The 16,124-nt window shown below is 45.8% G+C and carries 14 protein-coding genes; 1 reads left to right on the top strand and 13 read right to left on the bottom strand.

The features are described from left to right. Nucleotides 1-394: 394 nt before the first annotated feature. The 7 genes from HMPREF1532_RS14420 to dnaN form a co-directional block, all read right to left on the bottom strand. Complete coding sequence (locus HMPREF1532_RS14420; protein ID WP_005930954.1) at nt 395-2,101, bottom strand: S1 family peptidase; 1,707 nt, start codon at nt 2,099-2,101, stop codon at nt 395-397. Between the two features lie 183 nt (nt 2,102-2,284). Further along, entirely contained in the window at nt 2,285-3,028 is a 744-nt protein-coding gene (gene rlmB, locus HMPREF1532_RS14415; protein ID WP_005930952.1) for a 23S rRNA (guanosine(2251)-2'-O)-methyltransferase RlmB, read from the bottom strand. A 4-nt stretch (nt 3,029-3,032) separates the two neighbouring features. Continuing rightward, nucleotides 3,033-4,715: a DNA repair protein RecN gene (recN, locus tag HMPREF1532_RS14410; protein ID WP_005930950.1), complete on the bottom strand. Its 1,683-nt coding sequence runs from the start codon at nt 4,713-4,715 to the stop codon at nt 3,033-3,035. A gap of 228 nt (nt 4,716-4,943) precedes the next feature. Next, nucleotides 4,944-5,894 (bottom strand): type IX secretion system protein PorD, encoded by a 951-nt coding sequence (porD, locus tag HMPREF1532_RS14405; protein WP_005930947.1) that lies wholly within the window; start codon nt 5,892-5,894, stop codon nt 4,944-4,946. Further along, a complete protein-coding gene (coaBC, locus tag HMPREF1532_RS14400) occupies nt 5,891-7,087 on the bottom strand; it encodes a bifunctional phosphopantothenoylcysteine decarboxylase/phosphopantothenate--cysteine ligase CoaBC (RefSeq protein ID WP_005930944.1) in 1,197 nt (398 codons plus the stop codon). The genes porD and coaBC overlap by 4 nt, the downstream gene beginning before the upstream one ends. A gap of 89 nt (nt 7,088-7,176) precedes the next feature. Then, entirely contained in the window at nt 7,177-7,956 is a 780-nt protein-coding gene (locus tag HMPREF1532_RS14395) for a 3'-5' exonuclease (protein WP_005930941.1), read from the bottom strand. 131 nt (nt 7,957-8,087) lie between these two features. Further along, nucleotides 8,088-9,212, bottom strand: coding sequence for a DNA polymerase III subunit beta (dnaN, locus tag HMPREF1532_RS14390; protein ID WP_005930939.1), 1,125 nt, complete (start codon nt 9,210-9,212; stop codon nt 8,088-8,090). 153 nt (nt 9,213-9,365) lie between these two features. Here dnaN and HMPREF1532_RS14385 point away from each other — a divergent pair, with 153 nt between their 5' ends. Then, nucleotides 9,366-9,737, top strand: coding sequence for a DUF3127 domain-containing protein (locus HMPREF1532_RS14385; protein ID WP_025819990.1), 372 nt, complete (start codon nt 9,366-9,368; stop codon nt 9,735-9,737). Between the two features lie 305 nt (nt 9,738-10,042). Here HMPREF1532_RS14385 and HMPREF1532_RS14380 read toward each other — a convergent pair whose 3' ends face one another. From HMPREF1532_RS14380 to HMPREF1532_RS14355, 6 genes are all read right to left on the bottom strand, one after another. Next, a complete protein-coding gene (locus tag HMPREF1532_RS14380; protein ID WP_005930933.1) occupies nt 10,043-11,674 on the bottom strand; it encodes a DUF3352 domain-containing protein in 1,632 nt (543 codons plus the stop codon). Between the two features lie 64 nt (nt 11,675-11,738). Beyond that, nucleotides 11,739-12,494, bottom strand: a complete 756-nt coding sequence (locus HMPREF1532_RS14375; protein ID WP_005930930.1) for an MBL fold metallo-hydrolase — start codon at nt 12,492-12,494, stop codon at nt 11,739-11,741. Nucleotides 12,495-12,638: 144 nt separating this feature from the next. Continuing rightward, the gene (murB, locus tag HMPREF1532_RS14370; RefSeq protein WP_005930927.1) at nt 12,639-13,640 is read right to left on the bottom strand and encodes a UDP-N-acetylmuramate dehydrogenase; all 1,002 of its coding nucleotides are present in this window, start codon (nt 13,638-13,640) and stop codon (nt 12,639-12,641) included. Nucleotides 13,641-13,871: 231 nt separating this feature from the next. Further along, a complete protein-coding gene (locus HMPREF1532_RS21355) occupies nt 13,872-14,087 on the bottom strand; it encodes a hypothetical protein (RefSeq protein ID WP_044097521.1) in 216 nt (71 codons plus the stop codon). Between the two features lie 209 nt (nt 14,088-14,296). Beyond that, nucleotides 14,297-15,151: a DUF4348 domain-containing protein gene (locus HMPREF1532_RS14360; protein ID WP_005930925.1), complete on the bottom strand. Its 855-nt coding sequence runs from the start codon at nt 15,149-15,151 to the stop codon at nt 14,297-14,299. Further along, nucleotides 15,151-16,104 carry an NAD-dependent epimerase/dehydratase family protein gene (locus HMPREF1532_RS14355; protein ID WP_005930922.1) on the bottom strand — a complete coding sequence of 318 codons (954 nt, stop codon included), beginning with the start codon at nt 16,102-16,104 and terminating at the stop codon, nt 15,151-15,153. The genes HMPREF1532_RS14360 and HMPREF1532_RS14355 overlap by 1 nt, the downstream gene beginning before the upstream one ends. Between the last annotated feature and the right edge of the window lie 20 nt (nt 16,105-16,124).

Below are 16,124 nucleotides of genomic sequence, written 5' to 3'. Positions count from 1 at the left end.
TATAGCCTCTCCCCAATCCTCTCCATAGGAGAAGGGAATAGACACTCATGATTATCAATCAGTTATAAAACCAACTTAGTCCCCTCTCCCACGGAGAGGGTTAGGGAGAGGTCTCGTACTCTTATCATTTTCCGCTCCGAAGGTAAGAAAAAAAAGATTTTGATAAAAATTATAAGAAAAAAAGTGGATGTCCGTGCAGTATTCTTTGAAAAGCTGCATTTACTATATAGTTATACAAGAGATTACCTAAACTAACTTTGATAAAACCGAAACCTAAACTTGACTGAAAAGGAGATGAGAGAGAGAGAGTGTTTTTATGAAAATCTCCAAAAAGAAACCCCTATCCTACTGCGAGGACAGGGGTTTCCCTTTTTTATTACGATCTATCGATATTTTATTTGCAATGTTTCTTGATCAGCTCATCCACATTGGTATCTCCCAATTCCTTGGCTTTTGCAAAACTGGCACATGCCTCTTCCTGCTTTTTCATTTGTATCTGGCAAATACCCATGATGCGATAGGCTTCGGCATACTTCGGATCGACTGCCAAAGCCTCATCCAAAGCTTTTAACGCTTCTTCATAACGGCCCACACGAAGATTTACCACCGCTTGTTCCGCACGATAAGTCAACTCTTTCGGGTTAAGTTCGATGGCTTTGGCTATATCATCAAGGGCACGTTGGTATTGGCGCGCTTTAATAGCCGCCTGTTCACGATAATAATAGAACACATCGTTCACCTGCCCGCTCACGGCATTAAAATAAGTATCATAATCGAGCATGGCAGCCCGGTATTGCTCTGCATTCATGTTCATCTGTGCACGCTCCAACACGTAAGGGGCATCCGCTACGGCAACCGGCTGCGGGCAACGGGCAATGCAACTGTCCATCATTATGACAATTTCCTTCGGATCGGCATCCATCATTTCCATCGTCTTGGCAGCATTAAAGAAAGTGGCAGGCGATGCCAGATTACTGCGGTTCACCTTTCCATAACAGGCAAGTGCGGCAGGATAATCCTGTTTTGCAAATAGAATATCGCCTTCCAACTGCACATATACAGGCAATGAATCGATAGCCAAAGCACTGTGCACATAATCCAGGGCTTTCTCATATGTCCAGTCTTTATAGGTCTTTTCAGGTTTACCCAACTGATAATTATAAATCTGCTTGGATATGTTATAATACACATCATCTTTCTTCTTGGCCACTTTCAGAGCCCGTTCCATATCCGCCGCCGCTTTATCGAAATCCGCATCCTCTTTACCGCCAAAAACAAACGTCGAAGCACGACGAAGGTATCCGTCCGGGCTATTCGGGAATTGTTTCACAAAATCATCAAGCAACGACACATATTCTTCCTGACTTACCTGCGAAGAAGCCACATACAAATATACAAGCGCCTGCTCCTCCGTATCGGGTAATCCTTTCTTTATACCAATGTTCCGCAGTGTAATATCGCCGAGCGACAATGCGCTGATGCCTTGCGACATAGCGAAAGCGGCACCGGCTGCATAACAGATACTGGCAGTATCCTGTCCGGACGCTTTTTGCGCAAGCCCGAATACTTGTCCGTTGGCATCAGCCACCGGGCAACTCACCATTTTATCTTTCAGACGCATGTCGAGCGTATAATAACTGTAATTATCTTCTATTTTTGTCACCTTCTTTACCTTTCCTTGTGTGCATGTGCGGTCTTTCTGAGTGGAATAAGGCAACAGGTAAGCCTCTGCACCGACAGCCGGTGCCACAGTAGCTACTGTAAGGGCAGGCACTTTCTTTTCCGTGATAGCTACCCGGAACTTGATGACATCGTACATATCATTCGCTCCCAAAACGGCATCCACCGGCATTTGCTTTCCTTCCGAATTAATAATAACGGCGCGTTCCGCTCCCTTGAACAAGGAATAATCAGACAACGCCACCCCGTCTTCGGTTACAAAAAAGCCGTTTCCGGTATTCAGAATCTTATCATTTTTGTCATAAATAACCACCGAGAACACGGCACGTTTGGCTTTCTCTACCCATTTAGGCGCCTGTGCCATACTCCATTGTACCGACAGGCAGACAAATATAAAAGGTAATAATAAGAATTTCTTCATAATTTTATTGTTTTTAAAGCCTCTCCCCAACCCTCTCCGCAGGAGAGGGGGTACAGATACTATTGTTTATTAATCAGTTATGAAACTAACTTATCTCCCTCTCCCACGGAGAGGGTTGGGGAGAGACTTCACTTTCTATTTAAGTTGAATATTAAAAAACAAAAACCGGCAGATGATTTCCTGCTAATCCAAATGACGTTGCTTTACCGCTTCGTAAATCAAAATACCGGCAGCCACCGAAACATTGAGTGACTCGATACTACCCAACATCGGTATTTTCACCCACTCGTCACAAAGAGCAAGATTCTCGTATGACACTCCCGTATCTTCCGCTCCCATAATTATGCACATCGGGCCTGTATAGTCGCCTTTCGTATAGTCATAATCGCCTTTTTCGGTAGCGGCAACAATACGGAAGCCACTGTCTTTGAGGTACTGCAAAGTACTTTTCAGGCTCTGTTCGCGACAAACCGGCAGGGTATGCAAAGCTCCGGCAGAGGTCTTCATTGCATCGGCATTCACCGACACACTGCCACGTGCAGGGATAATAACGGCATCTACCGCCGCACACTCGCAAGTACGGGCAATGGCACCAAAATTACGCACATCGGTTATACCGTCGAGCATCACAAAGATAGGGTTCTTACCTTCCTCAAAAAGAAAAGGCACAAGATCTTCCGTCTTCTGGTAAATAACGGAGGAAATAAACGCTACCACTCCCTGATGATTTTTGCGGGTAATGCGGTTGATACGTTCTACCGGAACACGCTGTACCGGGATGAGCGTACCTTTCAAGGCGGCAAACAACTCCTTAGACAATTCACTCTGGATATCTTTCTTCACCAGAATCTTATCAATCTCTTTACCGGCCTGTATAGCCTCTATGACGGCACGAACGCCGAAAATCATTTCACTTTTATCAATCATCTATTTATTTACTATTTGATAGTTCTAATTTACTATTCAGCAGGGATTTTGCATTCTCCAATGCAGCCTCCGTCAGCGTAGCCCCACTCAGCATATGTGCTATTTCCTCTACCCTTTCTTCATCGGTGAGACGGCGGATATGGCTATTCGTTTCCATGTCATTATCACGTTTGTATACCTTATAGTGCGCACGTCCGCGTGCAGCAATTTGCGGCAGATGCGTGATACTGATCACCTGCCTTTCCTGCTCTCCCATCTCTTGCATGATATCCGCCATCCGATCGGCGATTTCACCGGAAACACCGGTATCGATTTCATCGAACACAATGGTGGGAAGTTTTACCGCACCGGCTATCATGGCCTTAACAGACAACATGACTCTGGCTATTTCACCGCCGGAAGCCACCGAAGAGATGTTCTGCAACGCACCGTTCTTATTGGCCGAGAAAAGGAAACTCACTGTATCTTCCCCCTGCATTCCGGGTTCCTTGCGTAACCCCATCTCCACCTGAAAACGCACATTGGGCATCCCCAACGGCACCAACCGGGAAGCCATCTGTTTTTCCACCTCACGGGCGGCAACAGTACGGGCCTTGGTGAGCAAGGCAGCCTGCTTTTTCACTTTATTATATTGCGTATCCCACCGGGCGGCCAAAGCAGCAATACGGTCGTCAAAGGAGGTAATAGTGGCAAGCCTGTCACGATACTCTTCCGTCAGCCTTACCAACTCTTCCACCGTTTGTACACGATGTTTTTGCTCTAAAGAATAAATCAGATTCAGACGGCCGTTCACTTCATCCAACCGCACAGGATTAAACTCTATATCTTCACTTTGAGTGCTGATTTCATCAATGATGTCTTTCAACTCAATATAAGTGCTGTGCATGCGTCCGGCAAGTTCCGTAGCCGGCTGATAAACTTTCTGCAATGACGAAAGCATAGCGGCACTCTCTTTCAATACCGGCAACAAACCGCCTTCATCCGCAGAGAACGCTTGTCCGATCCGATACAACCCTGCCTTGATTTCTTCGGCATGGCTGAGGGTTTCGGACTCTTGTTCCAACTCTTCCTGCTCACCTTCGGCGAGATGCGCTTCTTCGAGCTGCTCAAGCTGAAAACGAATATAGTCTTCGTCCGCCTTGCTCTGCTCGGCACGAACCGTCAACTCATCCAATTCCTTTTCCAACAGTTTCCAGTCGGTATAGGCCCGACGATAGTCAGCTAAAATGTCCTCGTTATGTGCCAGAATATCAAGCACGTTCAGTTGAAAGCCCTCTTTGTTCAACAGCAAATTCTGATGCTGTGAATGCACATCGACCAACTGCTCACCCAGTTCTTTCATCTGTGCCAGTGAAGCAGGCGTATCATTGATAAACGCACGGCTCTTGCCCGAGGCTTGCACCTCGCGGCGAAGAATACACTCTTCTTCGTATTCCAGTTCATTCTCGTCAAAAAAAGATTGCATTCCATAAGCGGAAATGTCAAAACGAGCCTCTATAATACATTTTGATGCTCCTTGCCGGATGGCTTTCACATCGGCACGTTGCCCCAACAACAGCCCGATGGCGCCGAGTATAATAGACTTTCCGGCACCGGTTTCGCCCGTGATGACGGAAAATCCCGTTTCAAAGCGGATATCCAGCTTCTCTATCAAAGCATAATTCTGAATATACAGTGAACGTAACATAATAATAATGTGCCAATTAATCAATATGCCAATGTGCCAATTAACCAATATGTCAATGCACCGATTAATCAATGTGCCAATTGCTCAATGTAGCGATTGCCAGATATGTCGATTGGCGGTGTACACACATAGATCTATTTACATTTTAATTATTCAATTTATAAAATCTCAACCCGAATACAAGGAAAAGTAACACCATACTGCTTCAATGCCCCGTATTCAAGCACCTCACTGTTTCGATTTTATCTGATCCCACGAAGTATTTTGCGAAGGATTGATATTCGAAACAATCTGGTAAACCGTTTCCCGTTCATTCTGGGCAGCAGGCGACTTTCCACCATAGATATTGATGAGTTCATCTTTCTTTATCTCCGTAAAAATGACAGGCAATGAGGACATCGGCTTGTTATCCCGCGCCTGTTTCAGCCCGGCAATCGAGGCAGTGATAGCAGCACGCCCCCGAGTAGCGTTAGTCGCCATTTCATCCAGTCCTTTGCGATGATAATCATACATCATCTGACGGAGCGGACTCATACCGGGGTCCAGATAATCGTTAATAACGGCATAACGGTTACGACTGTCATCAAATGCCTTCCAACCTTTTTCATTGAGCGTCTGCGCAGCTGTCACCACGCTCTCCGCCGCATGAAGTATCTCCGTTCCACCTTCCGGCGCCATCGTATCCATGTCCAGACCGATCATCAGATAGACATAATAGGCGATAACGGCTGTAAGGTTGTTGTCAATCTGATTATCCCGTAATTCCAACGGATCGAACTCGCGATAATTGAACTCCACGTTGTTGTCTTTGAACATGAATACCGGAGATTGATACCCCGACTGATAGACCGGACGGGTAGACTGCACAATCAGTTCACAGCCCCAACGCCCCTCCGCTTCGTCATAACTCTTCACTGTGAAATTCATCGAACACCGGATACGTTCGTTTACCTCGTACTGCGCCTGCGTCCAGTGACGTTCATTGATAAACTCGGTCAGTGCCGTTTCAAACGTTTTGAACACTTGCACATTGGTTCCCTGCACTTGAGAATGGTTGACAGCCACTTTGCAGTCCAACTCCTGAGCCGAAAGCCACAAAGGAAACGACACTGTGGCAAAAACGCCCAGCATTCTCCACAACACACCACTCCATTTGTCCCGCATCCTACTCGTCTTCATCGCAATTCCTCCACTAAACGGTCGATAATATCTTGTGCTACCTCTGTCTTCGGTTTCAACGGATAATCCGTGTTCCCCTGACGATCGATAATACTGATTTTATTGGTATCGCAACGGAATCCGGCACCGGTATCATTCAAAGAGTTAAGCACGATAAAATCAAAATTCTTACGTTCTAATTTACTTTGGGCATTATGCCGCTCATCATTTGTTTCAAGAGCAAAACCGACAAGCTTCTGCCGTCCGTTTTTCATCTGTCCCAAAGTAGCGGCAATGTCCTGAGTCGGTTTTAAACGCAATACCAAATCCTCTTTTTCACGTTTTATCTTATGATCCGCCATCATTTCGGGTGTAAAATCAGCTACCGCCGCACAAAGAATTCCCGCATCGGCCTCCCGGAAATGACGTTGCGCTTCCTCTGCCATTCCGGCAGCACTTTCCACATCGATACGACGGATACGCGAATGATGTGTTTGCATCTGCACCGGACCGGTTACCAACACAACCTCAGCCCCACGTCCGGCACATTCTTCAGCCAACGCAAAACCCATTTTCCCGGAAGAATAATTCCCGATGAAACGCACCGGATCAATTTTTTCGTAGGTAGGACCGGCCGTAATCAATATCTTTTTCCCCGCCAAATCACAAGAGGACGGAAAAAACTCATCAAGGACACGAATGATATTTTCCGGTTCTTCCATTCTCCCCTTTCCCTCCAAATGACTGGCTAAGAATCCGGTACCCGGCTCGATGATATGATTTCCATACGAACGCAAAGTATCCAGATTGGCTTGTGTAGAAGGATGGGCATACATATCAAGGTCCATCGCCGGTGCAACAAACACTGGAGCTTTGGCAGACAGGTAGGTAGTTATCAACATGTTATCCGCTATTCCATTGGCCATTTTACCGATGGTGGCAGCCGTAGCAGGCGCTATCAGCATGGCATCCGCCCACAGCCCCAAATCCACATGACTGTTCCACGTACCATCACGCTGAGCAAAAAACTCGCTGATGACAGGCTTGCTCGTCAATGCAGACAGTGTGATCGGAGTTATAAACTCTTTCCCCGCCGGCGTGATGACAACCTGCACTTCCGCACCCCGTTTTACCAGTCCGCGAATAATGTAACACGCCTTATATGCAGCGATACTACCCGTAATTCCTAAAACTATTTTTTTACCTTTCAGCATGAAAAGATTTATGATTTATGAATTATGACTTATGAGGGATAATGTGATTTATGAATTGTGATTTTATGAATTATAATTCATAAATCATCTCATTTTGTGATCAAATTGCTCATCTCCCTCAACCGGATTTTCGTAAGCATGGCTTTGGTATTGAGTGTAAAGTCACTGTTCAGAATCCAGCTATAATACCCCGGATCTTTTTTCAGCACTTCGCTTACCGACTGCCCTTTGTACTTACCGAAGTTGAAAACTTCCACTCCGTTGTCATCATAAACCATCCGGCCGGCAAAGTCCACATTTTTGTTAAAGCTGGAATAATCGGCCAGATAGGCTATGTCGTTTTGCAACTCCGGATAACGGTCAAGCTGCGCTTTCAGTACCTCATAGGTAGCACGCGTATCAGCTTCGGCCGTATGCGCATCTTCCAGATTCTTCTCGCAATAAAACTTGTAAGCAGCCGAAAGGGTACGTTGCTCCATCTTGTGGAAAATCACCTGAACATCCACAAACTTACGCTTGCTAATGTCTATATCGACACCGGCACGAAGAAATTCTTCCACCAATACCGGCACATCGAAACGGTTGGAATTAAATCCCGCCAGATCGGCTCCTTCAATGTCATAGGCAATGTTTTTGGCAACCTCCTTGAATGTGGGACAATCCGCTACATCGGCATCATAAATGCCATGAATGGCCGAAGAAGCTTCGGGAATGTGCATTTCCGGATTGATACGCAAGGTTTTAGCCTCTTCATTGCCGTTAGGATATACTTTGAGATAACAAATTTCTACGATCCGGTCTGTGTTGATATTGGTACCCGTTGTTTCCAGATCAAAAAAAACAATAGGGTTCTTTAGGTTCAATCTCATGCTTAATTTAGTTGAAAGTTGAAAGCTTATTTAGTTGAGAGTTGAAAATTGAGAGTTGAAAATTAAAAGTCAACCACACTATCATGCTGCATAGTAACTTTCAACTTTCAACTCTCAACTTTCAACTGCATTTAGTCGTTTAGCATCATCGGCATCAACAACATGAGCAGGTCTTCGTTTTCTTCCTGTTCCACTGGCACTACTACGCCGGCGCGTGAAGGATCTGCCAATTCTATCACCACCTCTTCTGCCGAAATGTTGTTCAGAATATCAATCAGGAATGTCGATTTGAAGCCGATACTCATCGGAGCACCCGCATACTGGCATACCTGCGTTTCTTCGGCCGAAGTGGAAAAGTCGATGTCTTGGGCGGAAACTACAATTTCATTTTCCTGAATACGTAGCTTGATCAAGCTGCTTGCCTGTGACGAGAAAATGGACACACGACGCAAAGCACCGATCAGTTGCTGACGGTCCACCGTCACCTTGTGCGGATTATTCTGCGGTATCACCGAGTTGTAGTTCGGATAACGGCCTTCGATAAGACGGCATACCATACGGTAGTTTTCAAGCGTAAACACGGCATTGCGTTCGTCGAATTCGATAACAACCATCCCGCTTTCCTTCGGCAACAGATTCTTGAGCAGCGTAGCCGGTTTTTTAGGCAGGATAAAGGCGGCACGCTCATTTCCACGGGCAGCCAGCGTTTTACAACGTACTAACTTATGTCCGTCCGAAGCCACCATCGTAATGTCTTCGGTAGTAATATCAAAATAAATACCATTCATCACCGGACGTAATTCATCATCTGCCGTAGCAAACACACTCCGATTGATTCCACCCAACAGAATCTGTGCGTCCATTTCCACACGTACGGCATTGTCCCCCAACACTGCCGATTGAGGAAATTCATCGGCATTCTGCCCTACAAGGCTGTATTTTCCGTTCTGATACTGCACTGTTATTTCGTATGTTCCGGTATTCACATCGAAAGTCAACGGCTGTTCGGGAATCTCCTTCAAAGCATCGAGCAGGGTTTTGGCAGTCACGGCAAAACGGCCGTTCATGTCACTTTCATTGACTTCGATAGAAGTTACCATCGTCGTTTCGCTATCGGAAACGGTCACAGACAACGTTCCGTCTTCCAGTTCGAAGAGGAAACAATCCAAAATAGGCAACGCGTTTTTTGAGTTTATCACACGGCTGATGGCCTGTAAATGGCTGAAAAGCGCAGTACTTGAAACGATAAATTTCATATATTTCCGAATGTTTAATTTTTAATTTTATTAATGCACAAAGTTACGAAAAAAGATTGGGGTGCACCAACAAAACAAAAGAAAAAACACAGGGTTGTATTTCGAATATTCCTAAAATATCGTAACTTCGCCGCAGAATTAAAAATTATCACAATGGAATTTACAGGAAAAATTATCGCTATACTCCAACCCAGAGGCGGAGTTTCTAAAACCGGGAACGAATGGAAATCCCAGGAGTACGTTATCGAAAACCACGACCAGTATCCGCGCAAAATGTGTTTCGACGTATTTGGCGCTGACAAAATAGAACAATTCAACATCCAGATGGGCGAAGAACTTACCGTGTCTTTCGACGTCGATGCACGCCAATGGCAAGACCGTTGGTTCAATAGTATCCGCGCTTGGAAGGTAGAACGCGTAGGAGCAGGAGCGCCGATGACTCCGGGAGCACCCGTTCCTCCTCCGGCACCGACAGCTGCACCGGAATTTATTGCCGGCGACGCCAAAGACGACCTGCCGTTCTAAAAAAGAAATTACCAGCAAGATTTCAAATCGATCCTAAGAAAACGGGATTACTTGGAATACCAGAAAACCGAAGGGGATGAATCAAGACTCCCCTTTTATCGAAATCACCCTCGCTACAATTGCCTGAACTGCACTCCTAAAGTTTTATGTCCAACTTTTGGGGTGCAGTTCAGCCTGTGGCGAGGGTGATTTTTAGTTTATGAGAATTTCATCAATCGTTCGTATCCCTTCGACCATCCTCCATTTTCCGGAACAAATACCGGACTATAATTTCGTCAAAAGCCAGAGGAATTTCGAAGTGACTTTTACTCACCTTTGTACTGCAAAACCACATTCGGATAAGCCACCCCATCCGTACAGGAAAACTGGGCGGAAAGGACAAAATAACGGAAGAAATCCGGATTACGGAAAAAGAAGCTCGGGAGCAAACGGACATAGCTCTCGGGCTGCACAAACATATGTTCCAGATCGGCCACAAACATAAAATTATACACATCAGACAGGCCGACTATGCTTTCCCTGTAACCAGGCATCCCTTCCAGTATCTCCCCCTTATCCAAATGCCGGACATAACAGGAAAGACTCTCCGCATCAGGGGCCAGCAACAAGCGCCCGCCATACAAGCATGCATAAGTATACAAAGACGATGAAGCAATACCTGTCAGTTGCGCAAACAATGTATTGCGGGGCAATAAATATACGGGATAAGCTCTGGACGGAGTATAACAAAAAGTTACAGCCGGACCGGATACAAATTTCCGCTCGTGCGGACAATTATCAATCAATATCTTAAGCATCTGCTCGGCTCGCACTGCATCCCGAACCGAAAGACTTGCAACTGCAGCCGGATACTTCGTGGTATCATTGTATGCAAAAAGACAGGTTGTCATATCGTGCAAGGCATGTTCTTTCAGATAGGCCGCAAATGCCTCGTCATAAACCCCGACAGAATCGGCAGACATCATTATATCACCCGCAGGATTCCGATCATTGGCAGCAAAATCGAGGGCAGACTGCAAATCACTAATCGATCGCTGGTTAAAAAAGAAAGTCGTCACAGGAAGAATCTCCCCCGGAAATCCCTCAAGAGATTGTTGCCGGCGCAGCATATTCATAAAAGTCAGGCAGGTATCCGTGTCATGATTGACACCCGAAAAATAAACAGCATCGCCATTCAACTTCATATCAAATTCTACCCACCCCCCAAAAGGTGTCTGCTCCTGCGCATCATCCTTCATTTTTCCCATATCAAGTGAATGCACACGAGTATAAATAGTGGCAGCCGCATTGTTTTTTTTCGCTGCACGCATATCAGAAAACACCGAATCTCCGAGCAGTGACTGCCCCGACAGACGTGCGTCGATCACCTCTTCGACCAGCTTTTTCTGATAACTCGCCACTAAAAAATCAGAAGTCAGATAACAGGCAAGGAAGTCATCGCCCGGCAATGGATAAATACGTATCTCTTCACCTTTGTAATCGAACATTTTAGAAGGAAACGTACTGGAACAATATTTCTTTATGAACTTTCCGATCAACTCGTAATCACCCGAACCGAGCGCGCAATAAAGCACTTGATTACGGTCATTGTCCGGCTCATGGAAACTGAGCAACACCTTGCTCATCTGCCGGCTCAATCCGTGCGGAGTTTCTTCAAGAAGTGTATAAAGATGCGATTTCAGACAGGAAAAGATTTTAGAAATATACAGAAAATGGTTGTCCTTGCTACAAGTCAGTTCATCTATATCTTGTATCAAGGCAGTCATATTATCTGTTTCGAGAACCCCGACCGCACTGGGCGGAACCAAAGTATAAAGTTCAAATTCTTCTTTATTTTCTGCGGCCGACAACTTAAAAAAAGAGAACACCGCAAAACCTGTACACAAAAGCGCGACAGAAGTAGTAATCGAAATTTTTACCAAAGTACGAAGCTTCATAATATTGTTGTTTTACCGGCTACGGACAAAAGTAATAATTTCCATAAAAAAACCAAAACTTCTGCTAAATTATTTCTAATCCGTCAAATGCAAAATGCACATGGGGAGGCAACTGTTTTTCAACTTCGGCCTGTAATCCGATATGATGACTCATATGGATGAAATAAGTTTCTTTGGCCCCAATCCGCCGCGCCACTTCGAGGGCTTCCGCCAGACTCTGATGCGTAGGATGAGGAGCAATCCGGAGCGCATTTACCACGAGAACATCAAGATTGCATAATTGTTCATAAGATTCGTCGGGCATCGTGAGCATATCCGTAATATATCCCATATTTTCAATACGATACCCTAAGATGGGGAGCCGTCCGTGCATCACCCGCAAGGGAGTCACCGAAGTGCGGTTTATCCGGAAAGTCCGGCCGGGCTCAATCTCCTGCAACGGAATATTGGGCACGCCCGGATAGTTATGATTTACAAAACAATAAGGCATGCGGTTTCGCAGACGTTCGGCCGTATATGCCTCGGCATAAATGGGCACTTCACCAAAACGACAGAAAGGACGGAGATCATCCAATCCTCCCACATGATCATAATGTTCATGGGTGATAAGTACCCCATCTATCTTTTTGAAAGGAAGTCCGAGAACCTGCGCACGAAAGTCAGGACCGCAATCGATCAATATACGCGCATCATCCGTCTCAACCAAAGCAGAAGTACGCAGCCGGTGATCTCGCGGATCGGCAGAGGTGCAAACTTCACAGGTACATCCAATTTCGGGTACTCCGGTAGAAGTACCGCTTCCTAATATCGTTACTTTCATACTTAACCAAGCAGCCTCTCCCCAACCCTCTCCGTGGGAGAGGGGACTAAGTTAGTTTTGCGACTAATCAGTAGACAAGAGTATCTCCTTGCTACCTCTCCTGCGGAGAGGATTGGGGAGAGGCTTTAATTTATTAGTTTTACGTCAAACAAAGTTTACTTCCGGATGAATATCCACCCCGAACTTTTCATGTACGGAAGCCCGTACGGCATCCGAAAGAGAAATAATATCTTTTCCTGTGGCACCGCCACAATTCACCAACACCAACGCCTGCTTGTCGTGTACAGCAGCAGGCCCCAATGCCTTTCCTTTCCAGCCGCACTGGTCTATCATCCATCCGGCAGGAATTTTCACCCGACCGTCAGCCAATTCATAGAAAGGCATGCGCGGATATTCCTTCTGCAGAGCTTCAAAACATTCTCTGTCTACAATGGGGTTCATAAAGAAACTACCGGCATTTCCCAGCACTTTCGGATCAGGCAGTTTACTTTTCCGAATATCGATAATCACGCGGCGTACCGTTTCCAACGTTATCTCATCATACTTTGTCAACTCCTGACGAATAGTGCCGTAATCCAACGTATAATGTTCCCGTTTACTTAACCGGAAACAGACATACGTTACAAAAACATCTTTCATCTCCGCAAATTTGAAAATGCTTTTACGATAGGCATATCCGCACTCATCCACAGAGTAAACGCGCTCTTCTCCCCGGATGTTCATCGTGATAACAGAAGTTATCAAATCCTTCGCTTCCACTCCATAAGCACCGATATTCTGCACCGCACTCGCTCCCACCTCTCCGGGAATAAGCGAGAGGTTTTCGGCTCCATACCAACTGCGACGTACACATTCCGCCACAAAGTCATCCCACTCCACACCAGCACCTACACGTACCCGGACTTCATCATCCGTCTCACCGATGATTTCTATCCCCCCAATACAGGAATGGAGCACCGTGCCCGGATAATCTTTTGTAAACAACAGGTTACTACCGCCGCCAATATGCAGGTAAGGCTCGGATATAAGCCCTTCGGCAACCATCCTGCGAAGTTCGTCCACCGAATGATATTCCAAAAAACAAGCGGCTTTCACATCAATGCCAAATGTATTATGAGCTAAAAGAGAATAATTTTCTTGTTTCATAACTTTTATAGGGTTAATCCTGTAACAAAGAAACAGGCCGGACCGACGGCAGGGGTTCTGAGGACAGGCGCACAAAATTAATGAAATTATTCTATTCTTTCTTTTGTCTTGATACAAAAGAAAGAATCAAAGAAAAAATCAAGGCTGCATTTCCTTCGCTACTGCACTACGGTAAAAAGCTAAAGGGGCTCGAACTCGCTTCGCTCAGACAATCGCCCCTTCTTACGCTTTTTACCTACGTTCCGTTTGACGCGAAGGAAATGAGGCCGGGAAACCTTGCGGCGTGAAAGCAATCTCTTCAATACCGAAAATAATCTTTCCATCACCGAAAGCAATCTCTTCAGCACTGAAAGCAATCTCTTCAGCACCGAAAGCAATCCCTTCAGCACCGAAAGCAATCCCTTTAGCACTGAAAGCAATCCTTCCATCATAAAAAACTCCCTCCACTACCGTAGTGTCGGGAGATTTCCGTCCGGCCTTATTTTTTCTCCGTCAAGCGAACGCCCGTAGTGGAGCGTCAAAAAGGGGCGATTGTCTGAGCGAAGCGAGTTCGAGCCCCTTTAGCGGAACGAAGGAAGAGAGTAGGAGAAAAAATACAGCCTTGATCCTTTCTTTTGGTATCTTTTCTTTCGTATCAAGACGAAAGAAAAGTACACTCAGATGCTAACATCCTCAAACTTATACAGCTCCCAATCCCCGCTCCTCTCTTTCCTCTTAAAATAGAGAATATTAGAAAGCCCGTTCCCTATTCCCTTCAAGGCAACGATTTTGACATTAGAATCATCAATGCTTTTTTGTCCGTAATTAATGTTCGACAAACGGTCGGTGGGCAGTTCCGGTTTGAAGGCAAACCATTGATTCAGGTCGAGGGTTGTTTCCAGTACCGAAAAGTCGTCATCCGGATCGGTCGTGACAAAAGCCAATGGCTGCTTGATACGGCGGCTCTGAAACAAGCTATCGGTGGCAAAACGCCCGAAAAACTCTACAAAATCTTCATTATCCCCTTTTTCAAGCGGGCGCAGATCGATCGCTTCCAGTATCCACGCTCCCTTTATCCGTTCAAAGTAATATTTCTTCATCTTATGAGTCCGGATAAAAATCCACTCCACTTGCACGGATGTCAGCGTGGTGTCTCCTACCAAATCCATATCTTCCTCACGATCGAAAAGAAGAGTATAATAATTCTGTTTCGTAAACAGGTCATCGTGCTTCCAATACTTTTTATCTATTTTTGAAGGCTCGTCACCGTTGTAGTAGGACAACGGAAACTTAACGCGTTGCCGTTGCAACTCGTCATCAGAAGCAAAGTTATAAATGAAGTCATCGAACGACTCGTCCGCCTCTGTCGGTTTCGGTTCTTCCGGTGCCTTCGGACGGTGGAGCGTATCAGCCCGATGAAGAGCCGAATCCACCTCATTGGTAAGGGATGCAAAAGGGTCAATCCCCGTCTTCTTATTCCCGCAGGAAGCAAGAAGAGCGAGAGCCATGACTCCCGCAATAAGTTTTTTCATTATTTCAGTTTAGCTCTTAATTTCTCAAGCATATCTACCGTCATACTTTCCAAATCATAAGCCGGCTTCCAGCCCCACTCTTCACGAGCGCAAGTATCGTCCAGGCTGTCAGGCCAACTGTCGGCAATGCGCTGTTTCAAAGGATCTACCTGGTAAATCATCTTAAAATCGGGCACATGCTTACGGATGGCTTCATAAATAGCCTCCGGATCGAAACTCATGGAAGCGATATTGAAAGCATTCCGGTGAACCAGCTTTTCCGGATCGGCTTCCATCAGCGAAATGGCGGCATTCAAGGCATCCGGCATATACATCATATCCATCAGCGTGCCTTTGGCAATGGGGCATACAAAAGTTTCCCCTTTTACGGCAGAATAGTATATATCGACAGCATAATCCGTCGTACCACCGCCCGGAGGGGTCACATTGGATATAATTCCGGGAAAACGGACGGCACGTGTATCGACACCGTATTTATTATGATAATAGTCGCTCAGCAACTCCGTAGTCACTTTGGAAATGCCATACATGGTACGCGGACGCTGGATAGTATCTTGCGGAGTCTTCGTATGAGGGGTATCCGCCCCGAACGAGCCGATGGAACTCGGAGTAAAAACAGCGCAACCGTGGATGCGTGCCGTTTCGAGCACATTCCAAAGACCGTCGATACCGATCTTCCAAGCCAATTTAGGTTTTGATTCGGCTACCACAGACAGCAAGGCGGCCAAATTATAGATAGTGTCAATATTATATTCCTTCACTACAGACTCGATCATCCCGGCATCGGTTACATCAACCACAGCCGAAGGTCCCGATTCCTTTAATTCTCCTTTAGGCTCCGCGCCCGGTATATATCCGGCTACAACATTCTCATTTCCATAGCGATTACGCAATTCCATCGTGAGTTCCGAACCGATCTGTCCGGTAGCTCCAATTACCAAAATATTTTTCATTCTTCCAACTTATAGAGTAT

It is taken from the genome of Bacteroides salyersiae WAL 10018 = DSM 18765 = JCM 12988 (assembly GCF_000381365.1).
GTDB lineage: Bacteria > Bacteroidota > Bacteroidia > Bacteroidales > Bacteroidaceae > Bacteroides > Bacteroides salyersiae.
Note: the sequence above shows the minus strand (reverse complement) of the source record. Positions and strands in the feature narration are given on the sequence as shown.

Excerpts from the sequence above, each read along its gene's own strand:
- coaBC (WP_005930944.1), bottom strand. The coding sequence starts at position 7,087 with ATGCTGAAAGGTAAAAAAATAGTTTTAGGAATTACGGGTAGTATCGCT.
- HMPREF1532_RS14360 (WP_005930925.1), bottom strand. The coding sequence starts at position 15,151 with ATGAAAAAACTTATTGCGGGAGTCATGGCTCTCGCTCTTCTTGCTTCC.
- murB (WP_005930927.1), bottom strand. The coding sequence starts at position 13,640 with ATGAAACAAGAAAATTATTCTCTTTTAGCTCATAATACATTTGGCATT.
- rlmB (WP_005930952.1), bottom strand. The coding sequence starts at position 3,028 with ATGATTGATAAAAGTGAAATGATTTTCGGCGTTCGTGCCGTCATAGAG.
- HMPREF1532_RS14420 (WP_005930954.1), bottom strand. The coding sequence starts at position 2,101 with ATGAAGAAATTCTTATTATTACCTTTTATATTTGTCTGCCTGTCGGTA.
- HMPREF1532_RS14395 (WP_005930941.1), bottom strand. The coding sequence starts at position 7,956 with ATGAGATTGAACCTAAAGAACCCTATTGTTTTTTTTGATCTGGAAACA.
- recN (WP_005930950.1), bottom strand. The coding sequence starts at position 4,715 with ATGTTACGTTCACTGTATATTCAGAATTATGCTTTGATAGAGAAGCTG.
- HMPREF1532_RS14375 (WP_005930930.1), bottom strand. The coding sequence starts at position 12,494 with ATGAAAGTAACGATATTAGGAAGCGGTACTTCTACCGGAGTACCCGAA.
- HMPREF1532_RS14355 (WP_005930922.1), bottom strand. The coding sequence starts at position 16,104 with ATGAAAAATATTTTGGTAATTGGAGCTACCGGACAGATCGGTTCGGAA.
- HMPREF1532_RS14385 (WP_025819990.1), top strand. The coding sequence starts at position 9,366 with ATGGAATTTACAGGAAAAATTATCGCTATACTCCAACCCAGAGGCGGA.
- dnaN (WP_005930939.1), bottom strand. The coding sequence starts at position 9,212 with ATGAAATTTATCGTTTCAAGTACTGCGCTTTTCAGCCATTTACAGGCC.
- HMPREF1532_RS14380 (WP_005930933.1), bottom strand. The coding sequence starts at position 11,674 with ATGAAGCTTCGTACTTTGGTAAAAATTTCGATTACTACTTCTGTCGCG.
- porD (WP_005930947.1), bottom strand. The coding sequence starts at position 5,894 with ATGAAGACGAGTAGGATGCGGGACAAATGGAGTGGTGTGTTGTGGAGA.